This is a genomic window from Sphingobium lignivorans, from assembly GCF_014203955.1.
GTDB classification, from domain to species: domain Bacteria; phylum Pseudomonadota; class Alphaproteobacteria; order Sphingomonadales; family Sphingomonadaceae; genus Sphingobium; species Sphingobium lignivorans.
The window spans coordinates 1,533,648-1,560,451 of record NZ_JACHKA010000001.1 but is presented as its reverse complement, the minus strand read 5'-3'; the positions used below and the strand labels follow the sequence as shown (position 1 = coordinate 1,560,451).

At 64.6% G+C, this 26,804-nt stretch carries 22 protein-coding genes; 6 read left to right on the top strand and 16 right to left on the bottom strand.

The features are described from left to right. Nucleotides 1-84 precede the first annotated feature (84 nt). Genes HNP60_RS07075 through HNP60_RS07055 form a run of 5 tightly spaced genes read left to right on the top strand, consistent with a single transcriptional unit; the run spans nt 85 to nt 4,764 of the window. Nucleotides 85-603, top strand: coding sequence for a TonB-dependent receptor plug domain-containing protein (locus HNP60_RS07075; protein WP_184151934.1), 519 nt, complete (start codon nt 85-87; stop codon nt 601-603). Beyond that, nucleotides 581-2,338, top strand: coding sequence for a TonB-dependent receptor domain-containing protein (locus tag HNP60_RS07070; protein WP_184151931.1), 1,758 nt, complete (start codon nt 581-583; stop codon nt 2,336-2,338). Before HNP60_RS07075 ends, HNP60_RS07070 begins: the two co-directional genes overlap by 23 nt. Before the next feature lie 11 nt (nt 2,339-2,349). Next, nucleotides 2,350-2,724 (top strand): carboxymuconolactone decarboxylase family protein, encoded by a 375-nt coding sequence (locus HNP60_RS07065; RefSeq protein ID WP_014075756.1) that lies wholly within the window; start codon nt 2,350-2,352, stop codon nt 2,722-2,724. A 15-nt stretch (nt 2,725-2,739) separates the two neighbouring features. Next, nucleotides 2,740-3,528, top strand: coding sequence for a class II aldolase/adducin family protein (locus tag HNP60_RS07060; protein WP_184151927.1), 789 nt, complete (start codon nt 2,740-2,742; stop codon nt 3,526-3,528). 18 nt (nt 3,529-3,546) lie between these two features. Next, nucleotides 3,547-4,764, top strand: a complete 1,218-nt coding sequence (locus HNP60_RS07055) for an MFS transporter (RefSeq protein ID WP_184151924.1) — start codon at nt 3,547-3,549, stop codon at nt 4,762-4,764. Here the strand turns inward: HNP60_RS07055 and HNP60_RS07050 are convergent. From HNP60_RS07050 to HNP60_RS06980, 16 genes are all read right to left on the bottom strand, one after another. Then, nucleotides 4,748-5,779: a fumarylacetoacetate hydrolase family protein gene (locus HNP60_RS07050; protein WP_184151921.1), complete on the bottom strand. Its 1,032-nt coding sequence runs from the start codon at nt 5,777-5,779 to the stop codon at nt 4,748-4,750. The genes HNP60_RS07055 and HNP60_RS07050 overlap by 17 nt on opposite strands. Next, nucleotides 5,776-6,696 (bottom strand): NAD(P)-dependent oxidoreductase, encoded by a 921-nt coding sequence (locus HNP60_RS07045; protein WP_184151918.1) that lies wholly within the window; start codon nt 6,694-6,696, stop codon nt 5,776-5,778. The genes HNP60_RS07050 and HNP60_RS07045 overlap by 4 nt, the downstream gene beginning before the upstream one ends. Nucleotides 6,697-6,698: 2 nt before the next feature. Beyond that, nucleotides 6,699-7,604, bottom strand: a complete 906-nt coding sequence (locus HNP60_RS07040) for a beta-keto acid cleavage family enzyme (protein WP_184151917.1) — start codon at nt 7,602-7,604, stop codon at nt 6,699-6,701. Nucleotides 7,605-7,830: 226 nt separating this feature from the next. Further along, the gene (locus HNP60_RS07035) at nt 7,831-9,483 is read right to left on the bottom strand and encodes an N-acyl-D-amino-acid deacylase family protein (protein ID WP_184151914.1); all 1,653 of its coding nucleotides are present in this window, start codon (nt 9,481-9,483) and stop codon (nt 7,831-7,833) included. A gap of 180 nt (nt 9,484-9,663) precedes the next feature. After that, nucleotides 9,664-11,265 carry an N-acyl-D-amino-acid deacylase family protein gene (locus tag HNP60_RS07030; RefSeq protein WP_184151911.1) on the bottom strand — a complete coding sequence of 534 codons (1,602 nt, stop codon included), beginning with the start codon at nt 11,263-11,265 and terminating at the stop codon, nt 9,664-9,666. Between the two features lie 60 nt (nt 11,266-11,325). Continuing rightward, the gene (locus tag HNP60_RS07025; RefSeq protein ID WP_260394767.1) at nt 11,326-13,164 is read right to left on the bottom strand and encodes a TonB-dependent receptor domain-containing protein; all 1,839 of its coding nucleotides are present in this window, start codon (nt 13,162-13,164) and stop codon (nt 11,326-11,328) included. Further along, nucleotides 13,154-14,101 (bottom strand): TonB-dependent receptor plug domain-containing protein, encoded by a 948-nt coding sequence (locus HNP60_RS19915; protein WP_260394766.1) that lies wholly within the window; start codon nt 14,099-14,101, stop codon nt 13,154-13,156. The genes HNP60_RS07025 and HNP60_RS19915 overlap by 11 nt, the downstream gene beginning before the upstream one ends. A 101-nt stretch (nt 14,102-14,202) precedes the next feature. Beyond that, a complete protein-coding gene (locus HNP60_RS07020) occupies nt 14,203-15,435 on the bottom strand; it encodes a cation:dicarboxylate symporter family transporter (protein ID WP_184151908.1) in 1,233 nt (410 codons plus the stop codon). Continuing rightward, the gene (locus tag HNP60_RS07015) at nt 15,432-16,976 is read right to left on the bottom strand and encodes an N-acyl-D-amino-acid deacylase family protein (RefSeq protein WP_184151905.1); all 1,545 of its coding nucleotides are present in this window, start codon (nt 16,974-16,976) and stop codon (nt 15,432-15,434) included. Before HNP60_RS07015 ends, HNP60_RS07020 begins: the two co-directional genes overlap by 4 nt. A 164-nt stretch (nt 16,977-17,140) precedes the next feature. Then, nucleotides 17,141-18,130 carry an N-acetyl-D-Glu racemase DgcA gene (dgcA, locus tag HNP60_RS07010; protein WP_184151902.1) on the bottom strand — a complete coding sequence of 330 codons (990 nt, stop codon included), beginning with the start codon at nt 18,128-18,130 and terminating at the stop codon, nt 17,141-17,143. Further along, the gene (gene dgcN / locus HNP60_RS07005) at nt 18,088-19,125 is read right to left on the bottom strand and encodes an N-acetyltransferase DgcN (RefSeq protein ID WP_184151899.1); all 1,038 of its coding nucleotides are present in this window, start codon (nt 19,123-19,125) and stop codon (nt 18,088-18,090) included. Before dgcN ends, dgcA begins: the two co-directional genes overlap by 43 nt. Nucleotides 19,126-19,223: 98 nt before the next feature. Then, nucleotides 19,224-20,108, bottom strand: a complete 885-nt coding sequence (locus HNP60_RS07000) for a LysR substrate-binding domain-containing protein (protein WP_184156917.1) — start codon at nt 20,106-20,108, stop codon at nt 19,224-19,226. Between the two features lie 167 nt (nt 20,109-20,275). After that, entirely contained in the window at nt 20,276-21,637 is a 1,362-nt protein-coding gene (locus tag HNP60_RS06995) for a dicarboxylate/amino acid:cation symporter (RefSeq protein WP_184151896.1), read from the bottom strand. Nucleotides 21,638-21,936: 299 nt separating this feature from the next. Further along, nucleotides 21,937-22,443 (bottom strand): DUF3299 domain-containing protein, encoded by a 507-nt coding sequence (locus HNP60_RS06990; RefSeq protein WP_260394764.1) that lies wholly within the window; start codon nt 22,441-22,443, stop codon nt 21,937-21,939. An 11-nt stretch (nt 22,444-22,454) separates the two neighbouring features. Continuing rightward, nucleotides 22,455-23,732, bottom strand: coding sequence for an ABC transporter permease (locus HNP60_RS06985; RefSeq protein ID WP_184151893.1), 1,278 nt, complete (start codon nt 23,730-23,732; stop codon nt 22,455-22,457). Beyond that, entirely contained in the window at nt 23,729-24,382 is a 654-nt protein-coding gene (locus tag HNP60_RS06980; protein WP_184151890.1) for an ABC transporter ATP-binding protein, read from the bottom strand. The genes HNP60_RS06985 and HNP60_RS06980 overlap by 4 nt, the downstream gene beginning before the upstream one ends. A gap of 478 nt (nt 24,383-24,860) precedes the next feature. Here HNP60_RS06980 and HNP60_RS06975 point away from each other — a divergent pair, with 478 nt between their 5' ends. Continuing rightward, nucleotides 24,861-26,726, top strand: a complete 1,866-nt coding sequence (locus HNP60_RS06975) for an ABC-F family ATP-binding cassette domain-containing protein (RefSeq protein ID WP_184151887.1) — start codon at nt 24,861-24,863, stop codon at nt 26,724-26,726. Nucleotides 26,727-26,804 lie beyond the last annotated feature (78 nt).

Sequence of the window (26,804 nt, the reverse complement as noted above, 5' to 3'; positions counted from 1 at the left end):
CCTCTGTCCTTTGCCGGACGGACAGACCCCCGCCCCCCGTCCATCTACTTCTCCCTCAAACAGCAAATCATCGGGAGGGATTTCATGGGGGTGGCGGCCAAACTTGGAACATCGTTTCTGGCATTGAGCGTCGCGCTCACGTCGCCGGCACTGGCGCAGGGCAGCGCATCGGCCGAAATCGAGACCGGCGAACAGGGGCTTCAGGATATCGTCGTAACCGCCCAGCGCCGCTCGGAGAATGTGCAGCGGACAGCCTTGTCTGTCACCGCCGTCACCGGCGAAACCATGACATCGCGCGGTGTGAGCCAAACCGAGGATCTCAGCCGCCTGACTGCGGGCCTGCAAGTGCAGCCCTCAGGCGGTCCATACACGACCTTCGCTGTCCGTGGTGTCAGCCAGCTCGGCGGCAATGCCTTTGCCGATCCCACCGTCGCAGTGAACCTCGGCGGCGTCTACCTCGCGACGCCCACGGTCATCCACGGACTCTATCTCGATCTCGATCGCGTCGAAATCCTTAAAGGCCCGCAAGGAACCCTCTACGGCCGCAACGCGACGGGCCGGCGCCATCAACGTCATTCCGGTGCGGCCCAGGTTCGAGTTTGAAGGAAGCCTTGCCGCCGACGTCGGCAACTATGACCGCTTCAACGCGACCGGCGTACTGAACATCCCGATCTCGGACAATGTCGCCGTGCGGATCGCCGGACAGCGCGTGCGCCGTGACGGCTTCATGAGCGACGGCACGGGCGACGACAAAGGCGAGGCTGTGCGCGCCTCGTTCCTCGCCGAGCCGACCGACAATTTCTCGGTGCTCATCTCGTTCGACTGGGCCCATCAGGGTGGAAAAGGGCCCGGGGCCACGCTGCGCAAACCATGCGCTGCGCTCGGACGGACAGGCGTAAGCTGCTTCGTCGCCGATCCCTACACCGGCGTCGGCGATCTTGCGAGCTTCTACACGTCCGTTGGCCTCGCCGCGCAGACCCGCAATCCCTTCACCGACGGGAATTATTACGGCGTCGGCCTCAATATGGACTGGACGACCACACTCGGTACGGTGTCGCTGGTTGGTGGCTATCGCGCCGCCAATGTCCGCTACGTGACGACAGCGACGAGCTGGCAGTTGCGCGAGCAGCAGGAGCCCTGGCAAAAATCCGTTGAGCTGCGCCTCGCCTCACCCAGCGCGCAACCCTTCCAATATGTCTTCGGCGCCTATTATCTCGACACGGACATGAAAGCGCGTGCCAATGGCGAGAATGCGCCACGCCGCAACTATAGCGACCAACACACCAATCTCTGGGGCTGGACCGGGGCACTCTTCTCGCAGCTCACCTATGGCTTCACCGATGCATTTCGCGTGACCGGTGGTCTGCGCTACACCTACGAGAAGAAGAATAGCGACAGCGCCCGCTACACGCTCAACAACACCGTCGGTCCGGACCCGGTCATTCCCGATCTGCCGGTCGGCGCGCCGGCCAACATCGTCCGGGGTTCACGCGACTGGAACAAGGTGACCTGGAAAGCCGGCGTCGAGTTCGACGCAGGGCCGCGCAACTTCCTCTATGCCAGCGTCGGAACCGGTTTCAAGGCAGGCGGCTTCTTCTATGGTCCGGTCGGCTCGCAGACCTACGAGCCCGAAAAGGTGACATCCTATACGGTGGGATCGAAGAACCGGTTCCTCGACAACAAGCTGCAGCTCAACATCGAAGCCTTCTACTCCGACTATAAGGACCAGCAGCTTTCCTTCGTGAAGCTGATCGGCGTCTCATCCACACTGGTGACGGAGAATGCCGGCAAATCCCACGCTTATGGCTTCGAACTGGAAAGCGAGTTTCTGGCAACGCCGACCACGCGGCTCGGCACGCAGATCCAGTATCTCAAGGCCAAATATGACAGCTTCTCCTATCTGACCCTTGCTGCACCACCCGCCACGTCCGCGTGCAAGGTGACGGCGGGCGTCCCGCAGGCGACGGTGAATTGCGACGGGCAGCCGCCGCTGCGCGCGCCGGAATGGACGATCAACGGCAGCATCGAGCAGAGCTTTCCGCTCGCCAATGGCGGCAGGTTCGCCGCAGAGGCGCGGGGCCGCTACGAGACGGAGTTCCAGAACGACGTTTCCTATGTGCCAGAAACACAAGGAAAGCCGACTGCGCGGATCGACCTCAGCCTTTCCTATCAGGCGCCGGACAATCGCTGGTCGATCCAGGGCTATGTCAACAATGTGACCGATGTCGTCACGATCGCCAGCGCCACGATGAGCAACGCTTATCCCAACAATCAGGCGGTCGGCATCGTCCTCTACGCGCCGCGCACCTTCGGTGTCCGGGGTCAGGTGAGGTTTTGAAGGATAACAGGATGAGCGATTTTAACGACGGGCGGGAGCAGGCGGGGCTCGACATCATCGCGCAGCTTGGCTGGGGGCAGAATGAAGGCGTCCGCGAGCTTGACGAGGATCTGTGGAAGATCATCTCGGAAGCCAATTTCGGGACAATCTGGGCACGCCCCGGCCTGTCGCTGCGAGACCGCGAGCTGATCTGCATGTCGATCCTGATCGCGATCGGCGCGCATGGCGTCGCGATCCACTTCAAGCATGCGCACAAGCTCGGCTTCACGGACGAGGAGATCAAGGAGATCATCCTCCAGACCATCCCTTATGCCGGCCTGCCCCGGGCGCTCAGCGCGATGGCGCTGTTCCGGCGCATCCAGGGCGGTGCCGAGCTGGAGCTTTGACAGAGAGGAACTGATATGACGACCGGCAATATCATGGCGTCCGTCAAACTGGTCGCGGACCATATCTCACCGGCGGAGCAGGAAGCGCGGGTCGAACTGGCGATCGCCTACCGGCTGTTCCATTGGCTCGGCATCACCGACCTCATCCATACGCATATCTCGATCCGCGTACCGGGCGAGGACGAACATTTCCTCCAGCTGCCCTATGGCCATCTTTTCCACGAGGCGCGCGCCTCGGACATGGTCAAATGCGATGTCGACGGCAATGTCATCAGCGATCCGACCGGGCTCGGCATCAGCCGCGGCGGCTTCTGCATCCACAGCGCCATCCATATGGGCCAGCCCCGCGCGGCCTGCGTCATGCACGCGCATACCGAAGCGACGATCGCGGTTGCCAATTATCGCGAGGGCCTGCTGCCGTTGAGCCAGCATGCGCTGCGTTTCTTCGGCAAGATCTTCTATCTCGACTATTGTGGCCCGTTCGACAGCGCCGAGAAGCGCGCACGACTGCCGGCGGCACTGGCCGATGGCGACGTTCTGATGCTGCGCAACCACGGCCCCCTCGTCATCGGCAAGTCGGTGCGGGAGTGCTTCTCGCGTATCTATTATCTGGAGCGCGCCTGCCGCATGCAGGTGGCGACGCTCTCACAATCCCGCGATCCGAAGGCCGATCTCGTCTGGCCGACCGAGGAGGATTGCCGATTCATGGCGCGAGCCTTCGAGAATGGCGATGCGGTGATCGACCGCGAATGGGTTGCGCTCACCCGGATGCTGGACGATGCTGGCGCGGATTATGCGCACTAGCTCTCGGCAAGGACAAGAGTGACGACAGGGGAGAATGAGCCGGGAGCCGCCGGCGCTATAGCGCCTTCGGAGTTCGGACGGGGCTGGCGCATCGTCCTGACCTCGGCACTGGGCGTGGGTCTCGGCGTCTCCGGGTTGCTCACCTATAATGTCGGCCTGTTTGCGCGCGATCTCGCAGGCGACATCGCACTCAGCCGGACGGCATTCGGTGCGGCCTTTTTCGGCTCCACCCTCGCCATGGCAGCTGCGATGCCGCTGGTCGGACGGCTCATCGACCGGTTCGGACCACGCGCCATGGCAGCGCTGGGCGCGCTCATGCTTTCGCTGGGGTTCCTCGCATTGTCGCAGGTCTGGTCGGCAGGGGCCTATGTGCTGATCCTGGTCCTGATCGGCTTGCTGACGGCCACGTCAACACCCGTGCCCTACACACGCGCGGTCTCGGCCGCCTTCAACCGTTCGCGTGGCCTGGCGCTTGGCCTCACCCAGGTCGGGATCGGTCTCGCAGCGGCGATCGTGCCGCCTCTCATTGCCATCATCATCACACGCTATGGCTGGCGCGAGGGCTTCCTGGCGCTTTCCGCACTCGCGGCGCTCGGGATCTTTCCCGCGCTTTTCGGCTTGCCGGGCCGGGCGCTCCTTGCCGCTCGGGCCGCGGGCGAACACTATGGCGCGGTGCGCTCGTCGCGGCTCTACCGCCTGCAATATCTCGCCTTTTGCGCAATGGCCTTCGCCTTTGCGGGCATGCTCCCGCATTTCGTCCCGATGTTGCGCGAGGCCGGCATGCCGGTGCAGCAGGCGGGCGCCCTTGCCGGGCTTATCGGCCTGTCGGTGATCGTCACGCGTATCCTCGTCGGATGGCTGGCGGATCGGATCGAGCCGGCCTGGCTCGGCTGCGCAAGTTGCCTCATGTGCGGGACGGGCTGCGCCGTTCTGGCGCTCGGCGGCTCCGCGATGGCACCGCTGGGCGCGATCGCGCTGGGCGCCGCCATGGGCGCCGAAGCCGATCTGATCGGCATCCTCACCGCGCGCTATTTTCCCCTCGCCGGCTATAGCCGCGCCTATGCCGCGCAATATGGCGGCTTCATGGTCGCCGCCGGCCTCAGCCCCCTATGGATGGGGAAATTGGCGGACATGACGGGCGGCTATACATCCGCCCTCCTCGCAGCGGCCGGGCTGCTGCTGATCCCCGCCACGCTCTTCCTGCTCCTGCCACGGCTCGCTACCAGCTCGTCTTGAATGCGCCAAAGGTTGGGCTCCGCCCCCCAGCGTCTTCCGCCACGACGCGGTTGCGCTGGCGGCCCAGATAGTCGAGCGAACTTTCCACGACATCGCCCGGACGCAGCCACCGGCCGCCATGCGATCCGGCATTGCCCGGCGGCGATCCGGTGATCAGAAGATCGCCCGGCAGAAGCCGCAGCCGCTCGGTGGCATAGGAAAGCATCTGCTCGGGCGAGAAGATCATGTCCGTCACCGGCCAGTCCTGCATCGTCTCGCCATTAACCTTGAGATTGATGCGGATTTCGTCGCGCTTCACGAATTGCTTCGGCACGATGAACGGCCCGAACGGCTTGAAGCTCGGCTGATGCTTGCTCATCCAGTCATAGCCGAACTTGATGTCTACGCGGCGGAACTCGTCCACCGTGCCGAGATCGTTGACGATCACATAGCCCGCAATGAGAGACTCGGTCTCGTCCGGCCTGAGATAGCGACCGCTTCCCGCCACGACGACGCCCAGTTCCAGCTCCCAATCGGGATTCTCGCCGATCAGCGGCAGAACGATATCGTCATTGGCACCGGCGAGCGATGAATGAAGTCCCGTCCAGATGAACGGCATGCCTTCGCTTGCGCGCCGATCAACCTCCGCCAGGTTGCGCTGAAAGAAGGCTTCGTCGCTTTCCCCTGCAAGACGCTGGTCCTGGTTGAACTTGTTGTGTGTCATCATCTCCGCGACATGCTGGCGATAATTCGAACCGGCGCCGAGCAGATTGGGATGGGCAAGCGGAGGCAGGCACTCAATGGCCTCGAAGCGCAGGTCACTTCCCTGCCCTTTCGCGGCAAGGTCGGCGAACCGGTCCAGCGCACGATCCCAGTCGTCGAAAATGGCATGAGTATCGACATAGTCTCCAGACACATCGATCACCGTGCCATCGGCAAGAACGATAGCTGGAAAGGGCCTGCCGCCGGGGAGACGATAAGTGCCGACGCCGAAGCTCCCCACCGCGAGCCCGGTCGCAGGATGAAAGACCGTCATGCCGCGTCCTCCACCGGCGTCAGCAATGGCTCGCCCGCGAAGTAGCGACGCACATTCTCACGAAGCTGGGCAATCATGTCGGCGCCCGCCTCGCGCGTGAACCCGGCAATATGGGGGCTCAGCAGGGTGTTGGGAACATCGCTCCAAAGCGTCGCATCGGTCGGCTCGGCCGCAAAGACATCGAGCGCGGCGCCGCCCAGCAAGCCGTCGCGGAGCGCACCGATCAGCGCACCCTCATCGACGAGAAAGCCGCGCGAGACATTCACCAGCACACCGCCGGCTCCCAGAGCCCGCAGCACGGCAGCGTCGATCTGGCCGGCGTTCTGCGGATCGGCGCGGCTCGCGACGATCAATATATCGCTCCACTCAGCAAGCGCGAGCAGGCTCTCGGCACGCTTCCATTCCACGTCGGGCTTGTCCCGCGGCCCCCACCAGCGGACCGGCATCTCATGGCTATGCAGCCGCTGTGCGATGGCGTGCCCGATACGTCCCAGACCAACGACGCCGGCTCGTCGACCCCGCAGTGAAGAGCGCGGAGGCAGCGTGTCACGCCAGCCGCCACTGCGCACCTGCCGGTCGGCGCTGGGAATGCCATGCCACCAGCCGAGGAGCAGCGCCATCGCATGATCGGCGACATCATGGGCATTGACGCCCGCCGCAGTGGTGAGCGCGATGGCGCGCCTGCGCAGATGGGCGAGATCGATTCCGGTATAGCCGGTCGAGAAGCAGGCGACGAGCTTGAGCCGCGGCAAACTGTCGATCAGGGCGTTCGAAAGACTGTCGCCGCTCACGACCACTTCCACGCGCTCGGCAACCTCCGGCGTCACGTCGCCCGTGACCAGGCGATAGCCGAGATTCCAGTCAGCTTGCCGTGCGGCAAGCATCGGACTGGTGACGAGCACGACGGGTGGCTCCACGGTCAGGCCGCCTTGAGCCCGAAACGTGCCCGCGCTTCCTCAACCGTGGCTGGCTGGGCGCCATAGAAAGCGGCGATGTCCACCGCGGCCCGGACCATCTCGCTATTGTCGCGGCCCACCGTGCCATCCGGCAGGTGAATGCCGTCTTCAAATCCGACCCGGACAAGATCGCAACCCATCGCGACGCCCAGTGTCGCCATCTTGAACATGTCGCGCCCGGTCCCTGTAATGCCCCAGATCGCCTTGGGGAACATGCGCAGGCCTTCATCGATGGAGAAGATCACGTTGCGCGCAATGGCGGGCGTCGCTCCAAATCCGCCGCCATGCAGAAGCCACATATTTTCGCGGTGACGATCGAACAGTCCCTCCTCGGCATAGCGCATGAGGCGATGAAGCGAGCTTGCCTCGACAATCTCATATTCGAGCGCCGACCCCTTCTCGTAGACGGCCTTGATCGTACTGCGCAGCAGTTCGGGCGAGTTCACATAGGGCGTCTCGCCCGGATAACCGCCTTCGGGATTATAGAAATCCGCCGAACCCGCCGCGATACCGAACAGGTCCTGCTGCGGCTCGATCCCCAGCAGACCCAGGCGCTCCTCATCGGATGGCCAGTATAGCTGGCCCGTTTTCGGGTCGCGCCGCACGCCGATGCCGTTGGTGGTCTGGACGAGAATCGGCGAACGGGCGCGAATTTCCCTGATGATCTGGGCGTAGATTGCGGGATCGCCGCTATTCTTGCCCTCGGGATCACGCGCATGGACATGCACCATCGCAGCCCCCGCCTCGTAGCAGCGCGCCGCCGCTTCGCCAATCTCGACAGGCTGCTTGGGAATGACCGCGCCTTCGCGATCCTGCTGCATGCCGCCATTGATGGCGACAGTGATGATGATTTTATTCCCAGCGAGCATGCAATCCTCTCCGCAATCCGTCAGTCCGGAAGCCTTCTCTCGTGTCGCGCTGCAAGTCTGTCCTCTTGCTGCGGGACAAGGCGCCGTTCCGCCACGAAATGAGGCGTGACGGCTGTTTCAGGCAGCCGACAACTTGCGAGAGTCAGCGAGGATAGGAGATGAAGATCAGGTAGAAGGGAGCAGTAATGGGATGGCGATCCGGCGGCAGATCAGCCTTCCACCCGCGTCAACTGCCCTCGCAGCCCGGAACAGCCTTGTCGGCGCGCACGGCGCCCGGACGCGCCGGCCCGAGCAGCGGGCGGCCGGGCTTCTCGCCGGTCAGCGCCCCACCCCGGATGACGGGAACACCGTTCACCAGCACATGGACGATCCCGACCGGATATTGATGCGGCTCGATATAGGTCGCCTTGTCGGCAATCTGCCGGGGATCGAACACGGTGATGTCCGCATAGGCCCCCTCGCGCACACGGCCGCGCTCGGTCTGGCCGATCTGGTCGGCGGCGAGCGAGGTCATGCGCCGCACCGCGTCTTCCAGCGTGATGACGCCCTGCTCGCGCACATAGCGCCCGAGCACGCGCGGAAATGCGCCATAGCTGCGCGGATGCGGAAAGCCCTCGCCGAGCCCGACCGGATCCCCGTCCGTCTCGATCATCGCCAGCGGATGCTGGAGAATGCGGATGATGTCCGCTTCGTCCATCGCATGATAGATGGCCGTGAAGCCACCCTTGAGCTGCAGCTCGATCAGGAGCTGGATGGCGTCTTCGGGCGTGCCTGCGAGACCCCGGTCCACAGCCAGATCCGCCAGTGTCCGCCCGTCATACTGGGGAAAGGCCTCGACGGAGCGAAACTGCAGCCGCTTGAGATCCGCGCCGGTGCGCTGGACCATCAGGATGCGCATCATCTCCTGTTCGAGACGCGCGCGCGTGCCCTTGTCCTCGACACGCTTGCGGAACGCGTCCGGGCCACCGGCCAGTGCCCAGCTCGGAAACATCACGGTGGAATAGGAAGCGGACGCCGCATAGGGATAGACGTCGTGCGTGATGTCGAGCCCGCTTGCGCGCGCCTCGTCGATCAGCGCGATGGTCTGGCGGCTCCAGCCCCATTGCCCCGCCCCCATCACCTTGTGGTGATTGATCTGGCCGGGCAGCCCAGCCTCGCGCGCGATGCGGATGGCTTCCTTTATCGAATCGAGAACCCCGTTCCCCTCATCGCGTATGTGGGAGACGTAGATGCCGCCATGGCAGGCAGCCACCCTGGCAAGGGCGATCACTTCCTCTGTCCGGGCGTAATTGGCTGGCACATAGATCAGGCCGGTCGACAGGCCGAGCGCACCATCCTTCATCCCATCGGCAATGATCGTCTGCATCCGCCGCAGCTCGTCCGCGTTTGGCGCGCGGTTCTCCATGCCGAGAACCTGCATGCGGGCATAGGAATGGCCGGTGAAGAATGCGACGTTGGGCGCGACGCGAAGCGATTCAGCATAGGCCTTGAGTGGATAGGGCTGCGCGCCGCTGTGAAGGCTGGCAACGATGCTGGTGATGCCCTGCCGCAGGAAGTTCTCGGCCAGCGGATACTGATCGATATTGGTCGAGATGTGCGCGTGATTGTCGATGAAGCCCGGTGCGACCACCAGCCCTTCGGCATTCAGGGCATAGCGGCCGCTCTCCGGCGCGAGACCATCGCGGGAAATGGCCACGATGCGATCCCCCTTGATCGCGACATCAGCGCGGTAGCCGGGAGCGCCCGTGCCATCGACCACCGTACCGCCGAGGATAACGACATCATGCAGCGATGAGTCGGTCTGTGCGGGCGCGGCACTGCCCATCGCGAGCGCGAGCACAGAAGCAAGGCCGGTCAGCCAGCGCTGTTTGGTCATCATCCTTCGTCCTTTCCGTTCATTGCCTCGCCGATGACCTTGCGCCCGCGTGGCGCAGCAACGCCTGTCGTCGCAGACGATCAGGCCGGACCGGAGGCAAGATCATGCGGGGCTTAGCGCCCCATTTCAGGTTCGGCTCCGCTCCCCGGGAGAGAGCGTGGAAACGGAACGGAGCCGATCTCGTCAGTCCTTCGCGCGACGAAGCACCTTGCCATGTCGCTCATCCGTGACCTTGCCGTCGACCAGCGCAGGCTTGCCGTTCACCAGGATGAAGCTCAATCCTTCGGAGAAGGCGTGCGGCTTGTCATAAGTCGCGGTGTCACGGATCGCCTTGGGATCGAACACGATCACATCGGCATAGGCGCCCGCCCGGAGGACGCCCCGGTCCTCGATATGGAGCACCTGTGCGGTCAGCCCGGTCGAGGAATGAATGGCTTGCGCCATCGGAATGACAGGCTTGTCCAGGACATAATTGCGGATTTTGCGCGGGAAGGCGCCATAGCTGCGCGGATGCGTGCCACCCACGCCAAAAGCCTGCAGGCCGCCGTCCGTCGACGTCATCGTCCAGGGCTGCCGCATGATATATTCAATATCATCCTCGCTCATATTGAACGAGACGATGCTCGAACCGCCCTGGATGAGCATGTCGATGGCGACATCGAGAGGATGCATGCCGCGCGCGGCGGCGATCTCGTCGAGACGCTGGCCCTGAAGCGAGGGATCGGGCGGGAAATTGCGGATCATGATCGCGTTCGCCCCGCCGCGGCGGGCAAGATTCTCGACCATCGCCTCGCGGATGACCGCGCGCTGCTTGGGGTCCTGCAACCGCTTGGCGATCGCTTCGGGCCCGCCTTCCTGCGCCCATCCGGGCAGCAGGGCGGGCTGCAATCCGGAGCCGGAGGCCGCATAGGGATATTGATCGGCCCAGATGCTCAGGCCTTCCGTCCGGGCGCTCTCGATCAGCGCCACGGCCTCCCTGGACTTGCCCCACAATTGCGGGCCGAGCACCTTCATGTGCGTGACCACCCCGGGAATCCGGGCCTGGCGCGAGACTTCGATCACTTCGCCGATCGCGTCCAGCACGCCGACATCGTAATTGGATTCATCGCGAATGTGGCTGATGTGGAACGAATGGGGATATTGAGCGGCAACGCGGGCCAGCTGGACCAGCTCGGCCGTGTCCGAATATTTGCCCGGCACATAGAAGGGGCCGGAAGAGAAGCCGTAAGCGCCATCCTCCATGCCCTTCTTCACCAGCGCTTCCATCGCCGCCAGCTCTTTTGAGCTGGCCTTGCGGTTCGCGACACCCATGACATCGCGCCGCACGCCGTTATGGCCGATCAGGGGAACGACATTGATGCCGGTCCCATGCCCCTCGATCGTCGCGAGCTGGGGCGCAATGTCCCCCGGTCCGCCGCCATCAGGATTGATCGCCAGCGTCGTGATGCCCTGATAGAGGATCGCCGCAGCGCCGGCGACCTCCGGATCGACAAGGCCTTCCCCGGCATGAGAATGCGGGTCGATGAAGCCGGGCGAGACGATCTTGCCGGTCGCATCCACCACAGTGCCGGCGGTCGCCGTGGCCGCGATGCGCCCAACCTCGACAATGCGCTCGCCCCTGATCGCGACATCGACTTTCTGCCCTTCGCTGCCGGTCCCGTCGTAAACGGTCCCGCCCCGAATGAGGACGTCATAATCCTGCGCAAACGCGCTCGTGCCCGCGAACAGCGCCGCCATAGCGGCGACCCTGACCGTCCGGCGCATCAATCCCGATGCCTTCTTCATACCACCACTCCCGACTTTGGATGCGGCGGAGCGACACGAAGCCGCTCCGCCGTCGTCGATTCAGAACTTGAAGCGCAGCCCCACGCGGAAGGTGCGGCCCAGCAGATCATAGAGCGACTGGTTGGTCGACGGCGTGGCATAGGCACTGCCCGCAGCCCCCTGCCCGCCACCGGCCACGATCGCAGGATCCTTGTTGAAGAGGTTCCTTACATTGAAGAACAGCTGGGATTCCTCGCCAAGCACGCTGAAGTCGTACGTGATGTTCGCATCAACATAGAACGCGCCATCGATCCGGTTGCTGTTGATGGTGCGGTTGTCGGCAGTCGAGGCCGGACAGCCGCTCGTGCATGTGATGAAGCTGTTGTCATACACGCCCGCGCTGACGCCACGCCCGATGAGCGTGATGGAGACCGGGTCGTTCGTATAAGTCGCCTGCACACGATAGAGCCACTTGGGCGGACCGCTGCCGGCATTCTCGCCGACACTGTCCGTCGGCGTGGTCAAGCCATCGTCGACATAGTTCTTGATGTAGCGGGTGGCCATCGCGCGCACCAGCAGATCACCGCCGAGCGAGCTCGCCAGGCGATCGAGGGGCGTGCGGTAGGATGCCTCGAAGTCGAGGCCCTGGGCATGCTGCGTCGCGAAGTTGAAGGGGCTCTCGAACACCTGGAGATTGGTGCCGAAAGCGTTGGGGCCCCGCACGATCGCCGCGCAATATTGCTGCACGCCTTCAAAGCAGCGATCGACGATCGTCTGCGCCGTCGCCGAGCTGATCCCGCCATTGAGCTTGATGTCATAGAAATCGACGGACATCGCAAAGCCGCGCAGGAATGTCGGCTCGAACACCGCACCGATGCCCCACTGGTCCGCCTTTTCCGGATCCAGGCCGAGATTGCCCTGCGTCGTGCCGCTGAACTGCACGGTGGTGTTGCCGTTGAACGGATCGATCAGCACGTTCGTGCGCGTCGAGCCGGCCGTGAACAATTCACCGAGATTGGGCGCGCGGATATCGCGCGAGCGCGTGGCGCGCAGGCGGATGTCCGGGATCGGCTCATAGGTGAGGCCAGCCTTCCAGGTCGTCACATAACCCGACGTGCTGTAATCCGTGCCGCGAACGGCACCATTGAATTCAAGACCTTCGACGATCGGCACCAGCAGTTCGACATAGGCCTCCGTCACGTCATACTGGCCGTTCGTCGCCCGGAAATTGCCCACGAACCAGCCGCTCTGGAAGTCCGGATCGACTTCGCCGCTGACCTTTTCCTTGCGATGCTCGGCGCCCACCGCGATGGCCACCGCGCCGGCGGGAAGGTCGAATGCATTGAACGAGAGGTTTGCCGCGAAGACATCCTGCTCGAACTTCTGGCGACGGAAGGGATTGCCCAGAACATAGTCGAGCGCCGCCGGATCGGCCACGCCGATGCCGAGGCGGTTGAGCGGAACGCAGCCATTGCCCGGATTGGCGATGCTGGAACGGCAGACGATCTCGCCGGTGTCGGGATGGAAGACAGCGTCGGTCGCCGCTGCGAGGCGGGCATTGTTGGTGATATCACGCGCCATCTCGCGCGTGCGGGTGATGCCTTTCTGATAATAAGCGTCCCAGCGCATGGTCGTGCCGAGCAGTTCGAAATGACCATTCGCGCCGACGACATAACGCTCGGTTTCGCGCACGCCGTCATTCTTGCGGATGGGCAGGTCCGCATTGGTCGTGCCGAGTGCGAAGGACTGAATCCCCTCGGCGACCATCCGCTCGCGCAGTTCCTCCGGAATGAAGGCATTGTCCCGCTGGATGGTGACATTGCCCTGGTTCATCTGAACGCCGAGCCAGCCGAGATTCTTCGTCTGGTTCCAGGAAACCTGTCCGAACAGCTCGATATTGTCGGTCACCTCATAGCTCAACCGGCCCGAACAGGCCCTTGCGCTCTTCTTCCGGGTCGAGCGACTGGTTGCTGTTGACCTGCACGGCCTGCCAGTCACCGCCGATCATCCAGGGATCGCGCGTCTCGCCATAAGCAAACTGGCCGAGCGCGCCGTTGACCCCGAAGGTCGTGCCGCGCAGCGCCGTGTTGGTGATCATGCCGCCCGGATAGGCATTGCTGAGACCGGCATTGCGGACGATCAGCCGCTCAGGCGCGCCATTGCCGGCAGCATAAGCGGGGTTGTTGATCATGTACCAGCCCTGCTGGTTCCAGTCGCGCGGGACGCCGTGAATGCCTTCCTTCTTGGCATATTCGCCGTTCAGCAGCAGGTGCCCCCGGCCACCGGCAAAGCTCATGCCACCGGAAAGCGAGATGCGATAATTCTGCCCGTCACCATAGGTGGTTTCGCCGCCTTCGATGGCGCCCTTGATCCCCGTGAACTCCTTGTCGAGGATGAAGTTGACCACGCCGGAGACAGCGTCCGACCCGTAGGCCGCCGATGCACCGCCAGTGACGACTTCGACGCTCTTCACGAGGCCCTGGGGGATGTTGTTGACATCGACGATACCGCCCAGCGTGGCGCCGACCGAGCGCTGGCCGTCCAGCAGCACGAGCGTCCGACTGGAACCGAGCGCGCGCAGGTTGAGCGCGTTCACGCCTGCCGTGCCGGCGCTGATGGAGAGGTTCGAGTTGGCAGGCGTGGCACTGCCGACCAGCGAGGGAATCTGGTTGACGAAGTCGGCGACGTTGGCCGGCGCCGCGACCTGAACGTCCGCCTCGTTGAGCACCGTCAGCGGGGTCGGCGCATTATAGCCGTCGCGCGCGATACGCGAGCCGGTGATGACGATTGCGTCGCTGGCACCGTCTTCGGCATTGATGCCCTGTGCGCCCGCCGTCTGAAACGGGATTGTCGCCATGAGCGCGCTTGCCGACGCGCAGATCAATAATCTGTACATTATGCTTCCCCTTTAGGTTCTTGGTTGGAAGTTCCTCCCGACCGCCAGCATCTGCGCGCTGGTCAGCCGTCGCTTCTGGCAAGGTCGCCTTCCCAGTGAGCAATGGCCGTCGTGACGGCCAGATTGGCGCAGGCGCTGGGCACCGTGCGCGTCATGTCGAGCAGCCGATCGAACGGCAGGACGAAGCCGACGATCAGGGCTGCCTGTTCGGTTGAGACGCCGACCGCCGAGAGAACGGCTGCCAGCATGAACAACGAAGCGGACGGGATGGGCGCCGTGCCGAAGGCAGCCAGCGCGCCGGTGAACAGAATGACCGCGAGCATGCCGGCGTCCGGCTGGATGCCGAGCGCCTGAAGGCTGAAGATGCTCAGCAGCCCGACATACATGGCGGTGCCGTCCTTGCCGATGCTGGCGCCGATGGGCAGCACCGTCGATGCGACGGCGGGGGCAATGCGCAGATTGTCACGCGCCACGCGCAGCGCCACCGGCAGGGTCGCCGAAGATGACGCCGTGGAGAAGGCCACGGCCAGCGCATCCATGATCCCGCGGAAGAAGAAGGAAAGCCGCATCCGCGCGATGCCGCGCACCAGCAGGCTGTGAACAAACACCACCTGGATGAGCGATCCGATCACCACGCACAGTGCGAGGAGGCCGATATTGGCGAAGACCGCAAAGCCATTGGTGGCGATGGCCCCGGCGGTCAGCGCAAAGACGCCGAAGGGTGTCACCTCCATCACGAGGCGGATGATGTGGAACAGCACGTTCGATCCGGACTGGAGCAGGTTCGCGAGCGGTCGTCCGCCCTCCCCCGCCAGGATCGTGCCGACGCCTAGCAGCAGCGAGAAGAAGATGATCGCCAGCATGTCGCCGGCGGCCAGCGCCTCGATGATATTGATGGGAATGATGCCGACGAGCTGGTCGTAAGTGGATTTGGGCGTCCCGATCGCGTGAGGCAGCGCACTGCCGAGATTGGCCCCGATGCCTGGCCCGATGATCAGGGCGACGATCATGCCGACCGAGACCGCAATGGCGGTCGTGACCGCGAACAAACCCAGGGTGCGGCCACCGACCGAACCGAGCCGCTTGGGATCGCCGAGCGCGGTGACCCCCGAGGCAATGGTGATGAACACCACCGGCACCACGAGCATGCGGATCAGCCGGATGAAAATATCTCCGACCACCGCGACCGCGGGTGTGAGGCCGGGAAAGAAGACTGCGAATGCAACGCCCAGAACGAGGCCGGCGATTACCCTTTTCCAGAGCGGTATCGCGAACCAGGACCGGATCAGCGTCACGGGCAATGGCTCGTCGCGGTGCGGGGAAGCGCTCTGCCGGCCGACACGCCCGTCGGCGCCCCATCTTCGACCGCCAGGCCGCCGTTCACGAACACGAACCGCACGCCCTTGGCGAACAGCGTGGGCTGAACATAATCGGCCCGCGCGGAATAGCGCTCGGGATCGAACACCAGCACGTCCGCAAAGCTGCCCGCCGCGAGGCGACCGCGCCCCTGGAGGCTGAAGGCCTCGGCCGTCAAACGGCTGCTGCGTTCGATAAAATCGCGCAGCGGAACAACCTGCTCCTGTCTCACATATTTGTCATATTTACGTGCGAAAGAGCCATAGACGCGGGGATGGCCGGTCGAGGCGTCCGAACTGGTCATGACCCAGGGACGCTTCATGAAGGCGGCGATATCCGCCTCGCTTTGATTGAAGGAGGCAACCGAAGCGCTCTGCTTGCGCAGGATGGCGACGGCGGCGTCGACAGGATCGAGACCCATGTCCGTGCCGACCTGCGCCAGCGTCTTGCCGGAGATATCCGGCCCGCCGGACGTGATCAGCAGCGAGTCCGCGCCGCCCCGGCGACGCATATTCTCGCGCATCTCGACCTTGATGCGCTCAAGGGTGTCCGCATCGTCGAAGCGGGCCAGCATAGCCTTGCGCCCGCCATCCTCCGCCCAGCGCGGAAGCAGCGACGCCGACAGGCCGGTGCCCGAAGCGGACCAGGGATATTGATCGGCATGGACGACCTGCCCCGCCGCCTGCGCAGCCTCGATCTTCGCGATGATCGCGCCGGCCTGACCATGCACGTCGACGCCCAGTGCCTTGATATGGGCGATATGGACCGGCAACCCGGCTTCCCTGCCGATCGTGAGCGCCTCCTCGATCGCGCCGGAGAGGCCGATCGTGTAGCTCGACTCGTCGCGGATATGGCTGTCGTAGATGCCACCCCGCACGGCGGCCTCGCGCGCAAGGGCAACCACTTCATCCTGCTTGGCGAAGCTTTGCGGCGCGTAGAACAATCCGGTCGAAAGGCCGAGCGCACCCTGGCACATGGCCGTGGCGACCAGTGTCTTCATGCGCGCAAGCTCGTCCGCCGAGGGCGCGCGGTCGACTGGCCCGATCACCTTGTTACGGACCGCCCCAAGGCCCACGAATGTCGCATAGTTGATGCCCACGGGATGGCTGCGCGGCCGCCCGAGCACGCTCGCGACATCGGGATCACCCGCGCCGTCATTGCCGATGAACGCCGTCGTCACGCCCTGCATCAGGAACGGCAGCACCAGTCGCTCGGCCGCATCGTCACCGGCGAGCATATCGCCCACATGCGTATGAGGATCGATGAAACCGGGTGAAACGATCATGCCCTTGGCATCGATGACGCGCTTGGCCTTGCCGGACGCGCGAGGACCGACATAGACCAGCTTGTCGCCGGCGATCGCCACATCCCCGACGAAGGGCGCATCCGATCCGGTATAGATGGTGCCGCCCCGCAGGAGCACATCATAGTCCTGCGCCAGCGCGCCCGCCGAGATGGCCGAACAGGACAATATCGCCATTGCAAGAATGCGCCGGAGGCCCTGGAATTGCCGTGAAGATCGGCCTGTCATCGACGCCCTTTCAAAAACTTGCCTGCTTCTGCTGGATCGGATTGTGCAGACGCAGCATGGAAAAGTGAAGTGCAGCGGCCAATTGCAAGGGTTTCCGATCCCATAACCTCAGTCTATGGATTGCCCCAGAAGCCCGGTCGCGGCGGGGACATGACGCCATCCGTACACGAAACCCCGCCTTCGCGATCATGTTTGAGCCAGACCGGCCCATCGAGATCGATGAAGGCCGCCCGTGCCGCAACCACCAGAGCGGGCGCGATCGAGAGCGAGGAGCTCACCATGCACCCGACCATCAGCCCCATGCCATGCGCCTGCACGGAAGCCGCCAGGTCCAGTGCAGCCGTCAATCCGCCCGTCTTGTCGAGCTTGATGTTGACGACCTGATATTTCTCGCGAAGCACCGCAACGTCGCCAGCGACATGCGCGGATTCATCCGCTGCGATCGGCACCACCGATCGGAACCCGGCCAGTTCGCCATCCTCCTCGGACGGCAGCGGCTGCTCCAGCAGATCCACCCGCGCTTCGGCCAGAAGCGACTGGAGATCGCGCACCTCGGCCATCGTCCAGCTCTCGTTCGGATCGACGATGATCCGCGGACGCGGCGCAGCGGCACGGACCGCGCGGATCTGCGCGGCGGGGTCGTTCCGGTCGACCTTCACCTTGATGAGGGGAACATAAGCGAGCTTCGCCGCCGCCGCCGCCATGGCGTCCGGCGTGTCGAGACCCACCGTGAGCGCCGTCGGCACGGGCGTGAGAGCCGGACGCCCGAGCAGCTCCGGAACGCTTTTGTCGGCGAGCCGCGCCTCCAGATCCCACAGCGCACAGTCCACGGCATTGCGCGCGGCGCCGGGAGACATGAGGCGCCCGATCTCCTCACGGTTCGCGCCCGCTTCGAGCGCGGCACGCACGGCCTCTATGGCGTCGATCGTACCCTCGATCGATTCACCGTAGCGGGGATAAGGCACCGCCTCTCCCCGCCCGACATGGTCACCGAGCGTCAGGGAGACCGTGACGACCTCGGCGGCGCTCTTCACGCCGCGCGAGATACGGAAGGGTGCGATCAGCGGGAAGCTGTCGTTGCGGACGTCGAGGGTGCGAAGCATGCGAGAATCCGGTCAATGATTGGCTCGACACCCATCGCAACGGGGTCGACACAGGGGAGATCGAAAGCGGCGGCCGTCTCGGCGCACAGCGCCCGGGCGGCCTGCGGGTCCATCTTGGACGTGTTGAAGGCGATGCCCACCGGAATCACGTTCGGATTGGTCAGGCGCGCAACACGCAGATTGGCCTCGAGGCATTCGGCCAGATCAGGGAGCTGATAGTGCGGCAGGCCGCGCATGTGCGGACGGCCCGGCTCGTGGCACAGCACCAGCGCATCGGGCTGCGCACCATGAAGCAGACCGGTGGATACGCCGGCGAAGGAGGGGTGGAAGAGCGACCCCTGCCCCTCAATCAGATCCCAGCCGCCATCGGTGCGGGCAGGAGACACCTGCTCGATCGCGCCCGAGATGAAATCCGCGATCACGGCATCCAGCGGCACGCCGCTCCCGGCGATGAGAATTCCCGTCTGCCCGGTGGCGCGGAAGTCCGCCGCAATCTTGCGCGCCTGCAGGGCACGCGCGAGCTGGAGCGTGGTGTACATCTTGCCGACCGAGCAATCGGTACCGACCGTGAGCAGACGCAAGCCGGCGCGCGCCTTGCCGTTGCCGACCTCCAGGTCATCCGCCGGATCGCGCACATCATAGAGGGTCTTGCCATATTTCGCGGCCGCGGCGACCAAGCGCGGCTCGTCGCGCAACCGCTGGTGCAGGCCGGACGCGACGTTGAGGCCCGCAGCGAGCGCCGCCTCGGCATCGTCGACCAGATCCCTGCCCAGCCGCCCGCCGGCATTGGCAATGCCAAGCACCAGGGTCCGGGCGCCGGCCGCCACCGCTTCCTCGAAGCTCATGCGCTTCAGGCCCAGGGTGAGCGGGCAATCGTCATGGCGAAACTCGCCGACACAGTCCTCGCCCCGGAACACGGCGAGACCACGAGAGGTCTTGATCCCGATTTCATCGACAGAATGGCCGAGATACAGGAAATAGGGATGTGGGATCATCGAACGCTCTCATTGTTTGCGGGTTATTTCGCAAACGCGATAGAGCCTCGGCGCGCATGGCGTCGCATAGCAAGCTCCCGCCACCCTATAACGCGAGGCTATAGGCTCTCGATGGCGTCTCCCATGAGTTTCAGAAAGGCAGTCGCAAGCCCGGATGGCGGCCTATTCTGCAGATGAATCGCATGGACGTCGAACACCAGCGAAGGCTGCAGCGGGCGATAGCTCAGGCCCGGCGCAAGCGCTGCATGCGCCGTGAAATTATCGACGATCGCCATGCCGACGCCCGCCTGGACCAGCGCCGAGGCGATGTAGAAGGTGCGCGCCGAGACGACTTCGTCGAGATGCACGTCGAGGCGCTGAAGCTCCCCCAGGAGAAGTCGTCCCACAGGTCCGCTGCGGATCGGGCTGATGAAAGGTCGCCCCTTGAGCTCCTCGAAAGCGATGCGCGCGGGTGGGTCCGGCATGTCCTCGTCACGGAACAGGACGACCAGCTCCGCCTCGCCCAGCCAGCGATGGGAAACCGGCGCGTCTGGCGGCACTTCATACCCGATCACGACATCGGTCTCGCGCTCGTAGAGCTTGCGCACCATATCCTCATGGTGGACCGTTTGCAGGTCGAACCCCACGCCCTGATGCGTGGCGAGGAACCGCGCGGCTGTCGCGGGCAGCACATTGAGGCTGAGCGAGGGCAGCGCCGAGATGCGCAGCATCCCTGTCCGGCCCTGTCGCAGATTCTTGCTCGCCTGACGCAAGGCATAGACGCGATCCTGGATCTCCGCGACGTCGGCGAAGAGCGTGTGCGCGTCCTCGGTCGGGACGAGCCCGCCCTTCGCCCGTTCGAACAGCGGGAAGCCGAGCAGCATCTCGGCATGTTTGAGCACCTTGGTGACCGACGGCTGCGAAACGTTGAGCGAACGCGCAGCGCCGCTGACCGAGCCGTTGCTGTAAACGGCGTGGAAAACCTCGATATGGCGCAAACTGATCACGGGCAGGGACCGATCATGGAAAGGAGAAGCCCTGCTGAAACGCCACAGGGCAGGCGAATGTCAACTCCGCGCTCCATTCCTCCGCGATACCAGCTTCCCGGCGTCCTTCAAAAGGGGGGATGGCCCCCGCCCCTGCATCAACTTCGTCAGGCGCCGCGCCTGCCCTAAGCGCCTTTGTGGCTGTCGCTTGTGGTGACCATGTCGTCGGCGAGTTCGAGGCCGGCGCGGCCATCGGCAGCGGTGTGGGCGGGGGCTTTGGGGTGGGCGACGTACTCGGGCTCCTCCACCTCGAGCATGCCTTCCCATTTCGTCACCACCGATGTCGCGATGGCATTGCCCAGCACATTGGTCGCGGTGCGGCCCATGTCCATGAAGTGATCGACCGCGAGGATGAACGCGATGCCTTCGACCGGCAGGTTGAACTGCCCCAGTGTCGCGGCGACCACCACCAGGCTCGCCCGCGGCACCGCGGCGATCCCCTTGCTCGTCACCATCAGCACCAGCAGGATGGTGATCTGCGTGAGGATGGGGAGATCGATGCCATAGGCCTGCGCGATGAAGATCGTCGCAAAGCTCGCATACATCATCGAGCCGTCGAGATTGAAGCTGTAGCCCAGCGGCAGCACGAAGCTGTAGATGCGGCGCGGCACGCCGAACCGGTCGAGCTGCTCCAGCATCTTGGGATAGGCCGCTTCCGAGGACGCGGTGGAGAAGGCCAGCAGCACCGGCTCGCGTACATAGCGCAGCAGCGTGAGGATGCGCCGCCCCAGGAAGAACGCGCCGGCCAGGATCAGCAGTCCCCACAGGAGGAACAGCGCGATGTAGAACTCGCCGACCAGCTCGCCATAGGTCAGCAGCACGCCGGGCCCTTCCCGCGTGATCGAGGCGGCCAGCGCACCGAACACCGCGATCGGCGAGACCCGCATCACATAGCCGGTCACCTGCAGCATCAGCTCGACCAGCGATTCCACCAGCGTGACGATCGGCTTGCCCTTCTCCCCGATCGCGGTGAGCGCCACCCCGACGAACAGCGAGAAGACCACGATCTGGAGGATCTGGTTGTCCGCCATGGCCTGCACCATCGACGTGGGGAAGATGTGCAGGATGAAATCGCGCAGGTTGAGCCCGCCGGTCTCGATGCCCGCCGCGCCGCCGGCCGCGCCTGCCTCCGCCGCCGTGCGCGTGAGGTTGAGCCCCTCCCCCGGCGCCAGCAGGTTCACCATCACAAGGCCCAGGCCGATCGAGATCAGGCTGGCGACCAGGAACCAGCCGATCGCCCGTCCCCCGATCCGCCCCAGTGCCGCGCTGTCGCCCATATGCGCGATCCCCGCCACCAGCGTCGAGAACACCAGCGGCGCAATGATCATCTTGATGAGATGCAGGAACACATCCGCCGGCAGATGAAGATAGCCCGCTACCCGACCCGACAGCTCCGCATTCTCCCCAAGCGCAAAATGCGCCCCCGTCCCGGCCGCCACGCCGAGCACCATGCCCATGATGATATAACGCGTAAGGCGCGGTGCCATGCGACGGTTTCTCCGCAAAAGGTGGATGGACGCTGCACTGCGACCGGAAAGACCGGGCTTCTCGACAGGATCTGGTCTGCAGACTCTCCGTTCCACCAGGACCCCAAGGCAGCGCCGGTCCGGCGCGGCCCATAGAGAAGCGCGATTGCCTTCATTCTAGAGCGATTGAACGCCTCGTCCCCCAAAAAAGCTGCGCCGCGCAATAGCCTGAGGCTATGGAGCGCGGCCAACGCCGTCACATCAGGCCTGGGCAATTCCCGATCTACGCCAGCGAGGAAGCGCCTAGCGGCTTCCCTTCCTTACGCAGGCCGTGCGTTGACGAGGCGATAGAAGATGCCGCTTTCGTCCTGACCGACCAGCTGAAGCGTGCCGGTGATCACATGGACCTTGCTCTCGTTGACCGGAAAGGGTTCAGCAGCCATCACTTCGATGAACTGGTTTGGCAGCGCATGCATGTGGAAGGGGCATCCGGGCGGATAGCCCAAGAGCACCCAGTGCTTCTGCCGCGCCGCATTGTCGAGCGGCATCATCCAGCCGGCGACCTTGATCGGCTTGCCCGCCAGCGCCTTGATCGCGGGCGGGAAAATCGGCTTGGTGTAGATGATGTTGGTTTTGGGGTCGGTCCGGTCGTTGAGCTTGGTCGTCTCCAGCATGGACCAGGCGATCCCGCCCGCCGGCGTCTTGGCGGGCTGCCAGATATCCTTGACCTTGGGATCGGGGACGCGGCCGGTCTCCTGCATCGCGCCGGAAAGCGGAGCGGCAAGGAGGGTGATGGCGGCAAGGGCTGCGAGGCAGGCGGGGCGCATGGACATAACTCCTAGCTTGTCCGGGCGAGCGTGCGCACCAGATCGGTGCGGAACACGCGCAGGCCCGGAATGAGCGCGGCAACAAGGCCGATGGCGAGAACGGCGAGGACGATGCTGCCTTCGCCCGGCGGAAGCGCGAAGGGATCAAAGCCGAAGTCGCCCAGCTGTGCGAACATGCGTGTCGCGAGCGCCAGCGCGGCATGGCCCAGCACGACGCCCGCCCCTGCGCCGGCCATAGCGATGATCAGGCCCTCAGCCAGGATCGTGCCGAAGACTTGCCAGGGGCTGGCGCCCATGATCCTGAGCAGGGCGAGATCACCTTCCCGCGCAGTGGCAGCGGCCAGCAGGGCCACGAAGATCGACAGGCCGCCGGTCGCGGCGAGTAGCCAGGCGAATGCGCGCGCGCCATCGATGCCAACGCCCAGCAGGGAAAGCAGGCGAGCGGTCTCGATCGCCGGAACGGCGGCCTGCATGTTGGTCTGGCGGTTGATCATGATCGGAAGGCGCACGGCACCGAAGGCCGACTTGTAGGAGACGAGCAGCGCGGTCACCTCGGGTTTCAGGTCCTCGCGGCCGGTGAGATTGGGCTCATGCTCGTGATGCGCCTCGGCCTCATGGTCATGGTGCTCCCCGGCTTCATCATCATGATGCTCTTCCGCTTCATGATGATGCGCGATGCCGTGAACGTCCCAGACGCTCTGGACCGAGGTCAGGATGAGGCGGTCGACGACGCTGCCCGTTGGCGCCAGAATGCCGACCGCGGTGAAAGGCGAATGCTCATGCTCGCCGGCGCCTTCGTCAGCCTCCAGCCCGTGCGAGCCGACGAAGCGCTGGCCGAGCTTCATGCCCAGCGCCTCGGCGACGCCGGCCCCGATGACCACCTCGTGTGGACCGGCGAACACCCGCCCTTCCGCCAGCTTCGCCCCAAAGTGATCCGCATAGGCTGGCTCGGTGCCGACAATGCGATAGCCGCGAAAATTGTCGCCGAGCGCCAGGGGAATGACTTGCCGGACCGATGGATCGGCGCGCAGCAGATCGACGCTGTCCAGCGGGATGTTTCCCGTCGGCGCGTCGACATGGTAGATGCTGGAAAGGATCAGCTGCAGCGGCGAGCCTTTCGCACCCACCACTAGATCGATGCCGCGCGCATCCCGCTCGAAGCGCGAGCCGAGCTGTGTCGATACCGAGAGCAGGATCACCAGGGTCGCGACGGCGAAGGCGAGAAGAAGCACGTTGAGCGCCGTCATCAGCGGCCGATCGCGCAGATAGGCAAATGCAAGGCGGATCATGCGGCCTCCGACAACGCGGGGGCCAGCGTGCGGCTGCGCGGAATGAATGCCTTGAGGCGCGCATCATGGGTCGCGACAAGCAGGGTCGAGCCATTCTGGTCGGCGGTCTCCAGCAGGAGACGCGCGACCCGCTCCGCATTGGCGTCGTCGAGCGCGGAGGTGGGCTCGTCGGCAATCAGGAGGGCAGGCTTGCCGACCAGCGCGCGGGCGATGGCGGCACGCTGCGCCTCCCCCTGACTGAGTGCTCGCGGCTTGGCATCAGCCCGATGCCCGATACCGACCTGATCGAGCAAGGCCGCGATGGCCGCTTCGTCGACGCCCCCGCCAGAGAGGCGCTGGGCGAGGCGCAGATTGTCCCGCACGGAGAGCGCCGAGACCAGACGCAGGGACTGAAAGATGATGCCAATCCTGCGCCGACGCAGTCGATCACGCTCGGCAGCGCCAAGCTGATTGATGACCTCGCCTTCGATGGCGACCACACCCTCGTCCGGTGTCAGCAGGCCGGCGACCGCATTGATGAGCGTCGTCTTGCCCGAGCCGGAGGGTCCCAGGAGGAGCATATGCTCGCCTCGCGCGAGGTCGAGCGCGAAACCGCGCAGGACGGGACGACCGGCAAAGCCATGCGACAGGCCGCTGATGGAAAGGATCATTGCATAACCACGCAAACAGTCATTCTAGTTGGCCGACGGGCCCTTCCGAACCGGGCGGGCGTCGTCCGGGGATTGGGCCGAAATGGCCACATAAGTCGCGCCGGAGGGAGGCAGTGGCTCAGGGCGGCTCTCATCCTCCGTAGACGCGGGTGCCCCGGATGCCGCAGCCGGCGTGGTTTGCGGCATATAATCGTGAAACGGCGAGAAACGGCCAAAACCCATAGCCTCCAGTTCGCAAGCCGAAGCGCCAGGCGGAACAATGAACAGGCACAGAGCCAGACCGGCATGAAAGGTCCGCATGACGAGTCTCCATTTTTTGATATGCTGTATCATATCATCAATCAACCCAATGGGAAGGTCTCTTTTTTCAGGGACCGCAGCGAGCCTTGGGCGATCGCGCAAGGGCCGGGCAACGCACGCATTCACAAGCTGACATCCCCACTTGGGGGCAGCGCGTCGCTCTGCTAATGGGCCGCGCATGCTCAATCTCAACGATATCACGGTTCGCCTCGGCGGGCGGACCATCCTGGATGCTGCCACGGCCAAGCTGCCCCCGCGCGGACGCGTCGGGCTGGTCGGCCGCAATGGCGCGGGCAAGACGACCCTGGTGCGGGTCATCGCGGGCATGCTGGAGCCGGACATCGGCTCGGTCGAGATGCCGCGCGGCGCCCGGCTGGGCTATATCGCGCAGGAAGCGCCCGGCGGCGAGGAAACGCCGCTGGACACCGTCCTCAATGCCGATACCGAGCGCGCCGCCCTGCTTATCGAGAGCGAAACGACCGAAGACCCCGATCGCTTGGGCGAAATCTACGATCGGCTGATGGCGATCGATGCCTACACTGCCCCGTCCCGCGCAGCGCAGATCCTGAACGGACTGGGCTTCGACGAGGAGGCGCAACAGCGCCCGCTTTCCAGCTTTTCCGGCGGCTGGCGGATGCGCGTGGCGCTCGCCAGCCTGCTCTTCTCGCAACCCGACCTGCTGCTGCTCGACGAGCCGTCGAACCACCTCGATCTGGAAGCTGTGATGTGGCTGGAGGATTTCCTGCGCGCCTATCCCGCGACGATCCTGCTGGTCAGCCATGAGCGCGATTTCCTGAACAATGTCGTCGACCATATCCTGCATCTGGGCAGCGGCAAGCTGACGCTTTATCCCGGCGGCTACGATGCCTTTGAGCGGCAGCGGGCCGAACGACAGGCGCAGCTCGCCTCGGCGCAGGCCAAGCAACAGGCGGAGCGGGAGAAGCTGCGCGACTATGTCGCGCGCAATTCGGCGCGCGCTTCCACGGCCAAGCAGGCGCAATCGCGCGCCAAGGCCCTCGCCCGGATGCAGCCGATCGCGGAACTGGTCGATGATCCGACGCTGACCTTCGACTTCCCCAATCCCGATGAGCTGCGTCCGCCGCTGATCACGCTGGACATGGCGGCGGTCGGCTATGACGAGACGCCGATCCTGCGGCGGCTCAATCTGCGGCTTGACCCGGATGATCGCGTCGCGCTGCTGGGGCGCAACGGCAACGGCAAGACGACTCTCGCGCGCCTGCTTGCCGCGCAGCTTGCGCCGATGGAAGGCGCGATGAACAGCAGCGGCAAGATGCGCGTGGGCTATTTCACCCAATATCAGGTCGAGGAACTGGACCGGGACGAAACGCCGCTTCAGCACATGACCGCCCTGATGAAGGGCGCCAGCCAGTCGGCGGTGCGCGCGCAGCTCGGCCGCTTCGGCTTTCCCGCCCAGAAGGCGACGACCCTCGTCGGCAAGCTCTCCGGCGGCGAACGCGCGCGGCTGGCGCTGGCGCTCATCACGCGCGATGCGCCCCATCTGCTGATCCTCGACGAGCCGACCAACCATCTGGACGTCGATGCGCGCGAGGCGCTGATCCAGGCGCTTAATGCTTATTCCGGCGCGGTGATCGTCGTCAGCCACGACCGCCATATGCTCGAGATGACGGCCGATCGCCTTGTACTGGTCGATAGCGGGACGGCGAAGGAGTTCGATGGATCGCTGGACGATTATATCGCCTTCGTGCTGAGCAAGCCGGGCACGGATTCCAAGGCGTCCGGCGCCGACCGGAAGGAAGCCAAGCGCCTCGCAGCCGATGCCCGGGAGAAGCAGCAGACATTGCGCAAGGCCGCCGACAAGTCGGAAGCCGCCCTCGCTCGCCTCCTTGCCGAACGTAGCAAGATCGACGAAGCCCTGGCCGATCCGCTGAAGGCCGATACGGTGTTCTCCAGCCTGTCCCCCGCCGAGCTGATGAAGGAGCGGGGCCGGCTTTCCACGATGATCGAGACGGCCGAGATCGCGTGGATGGAAGCGAGTGAGGCTCTGGAGGCGATCAGCGCCTGATCGCCCGGGGACCGGTGCGAAATCGCATGGGGGCCCTCGCCCATTCGCTGGCTTCCGGCCTACCGATTGATAGTGATG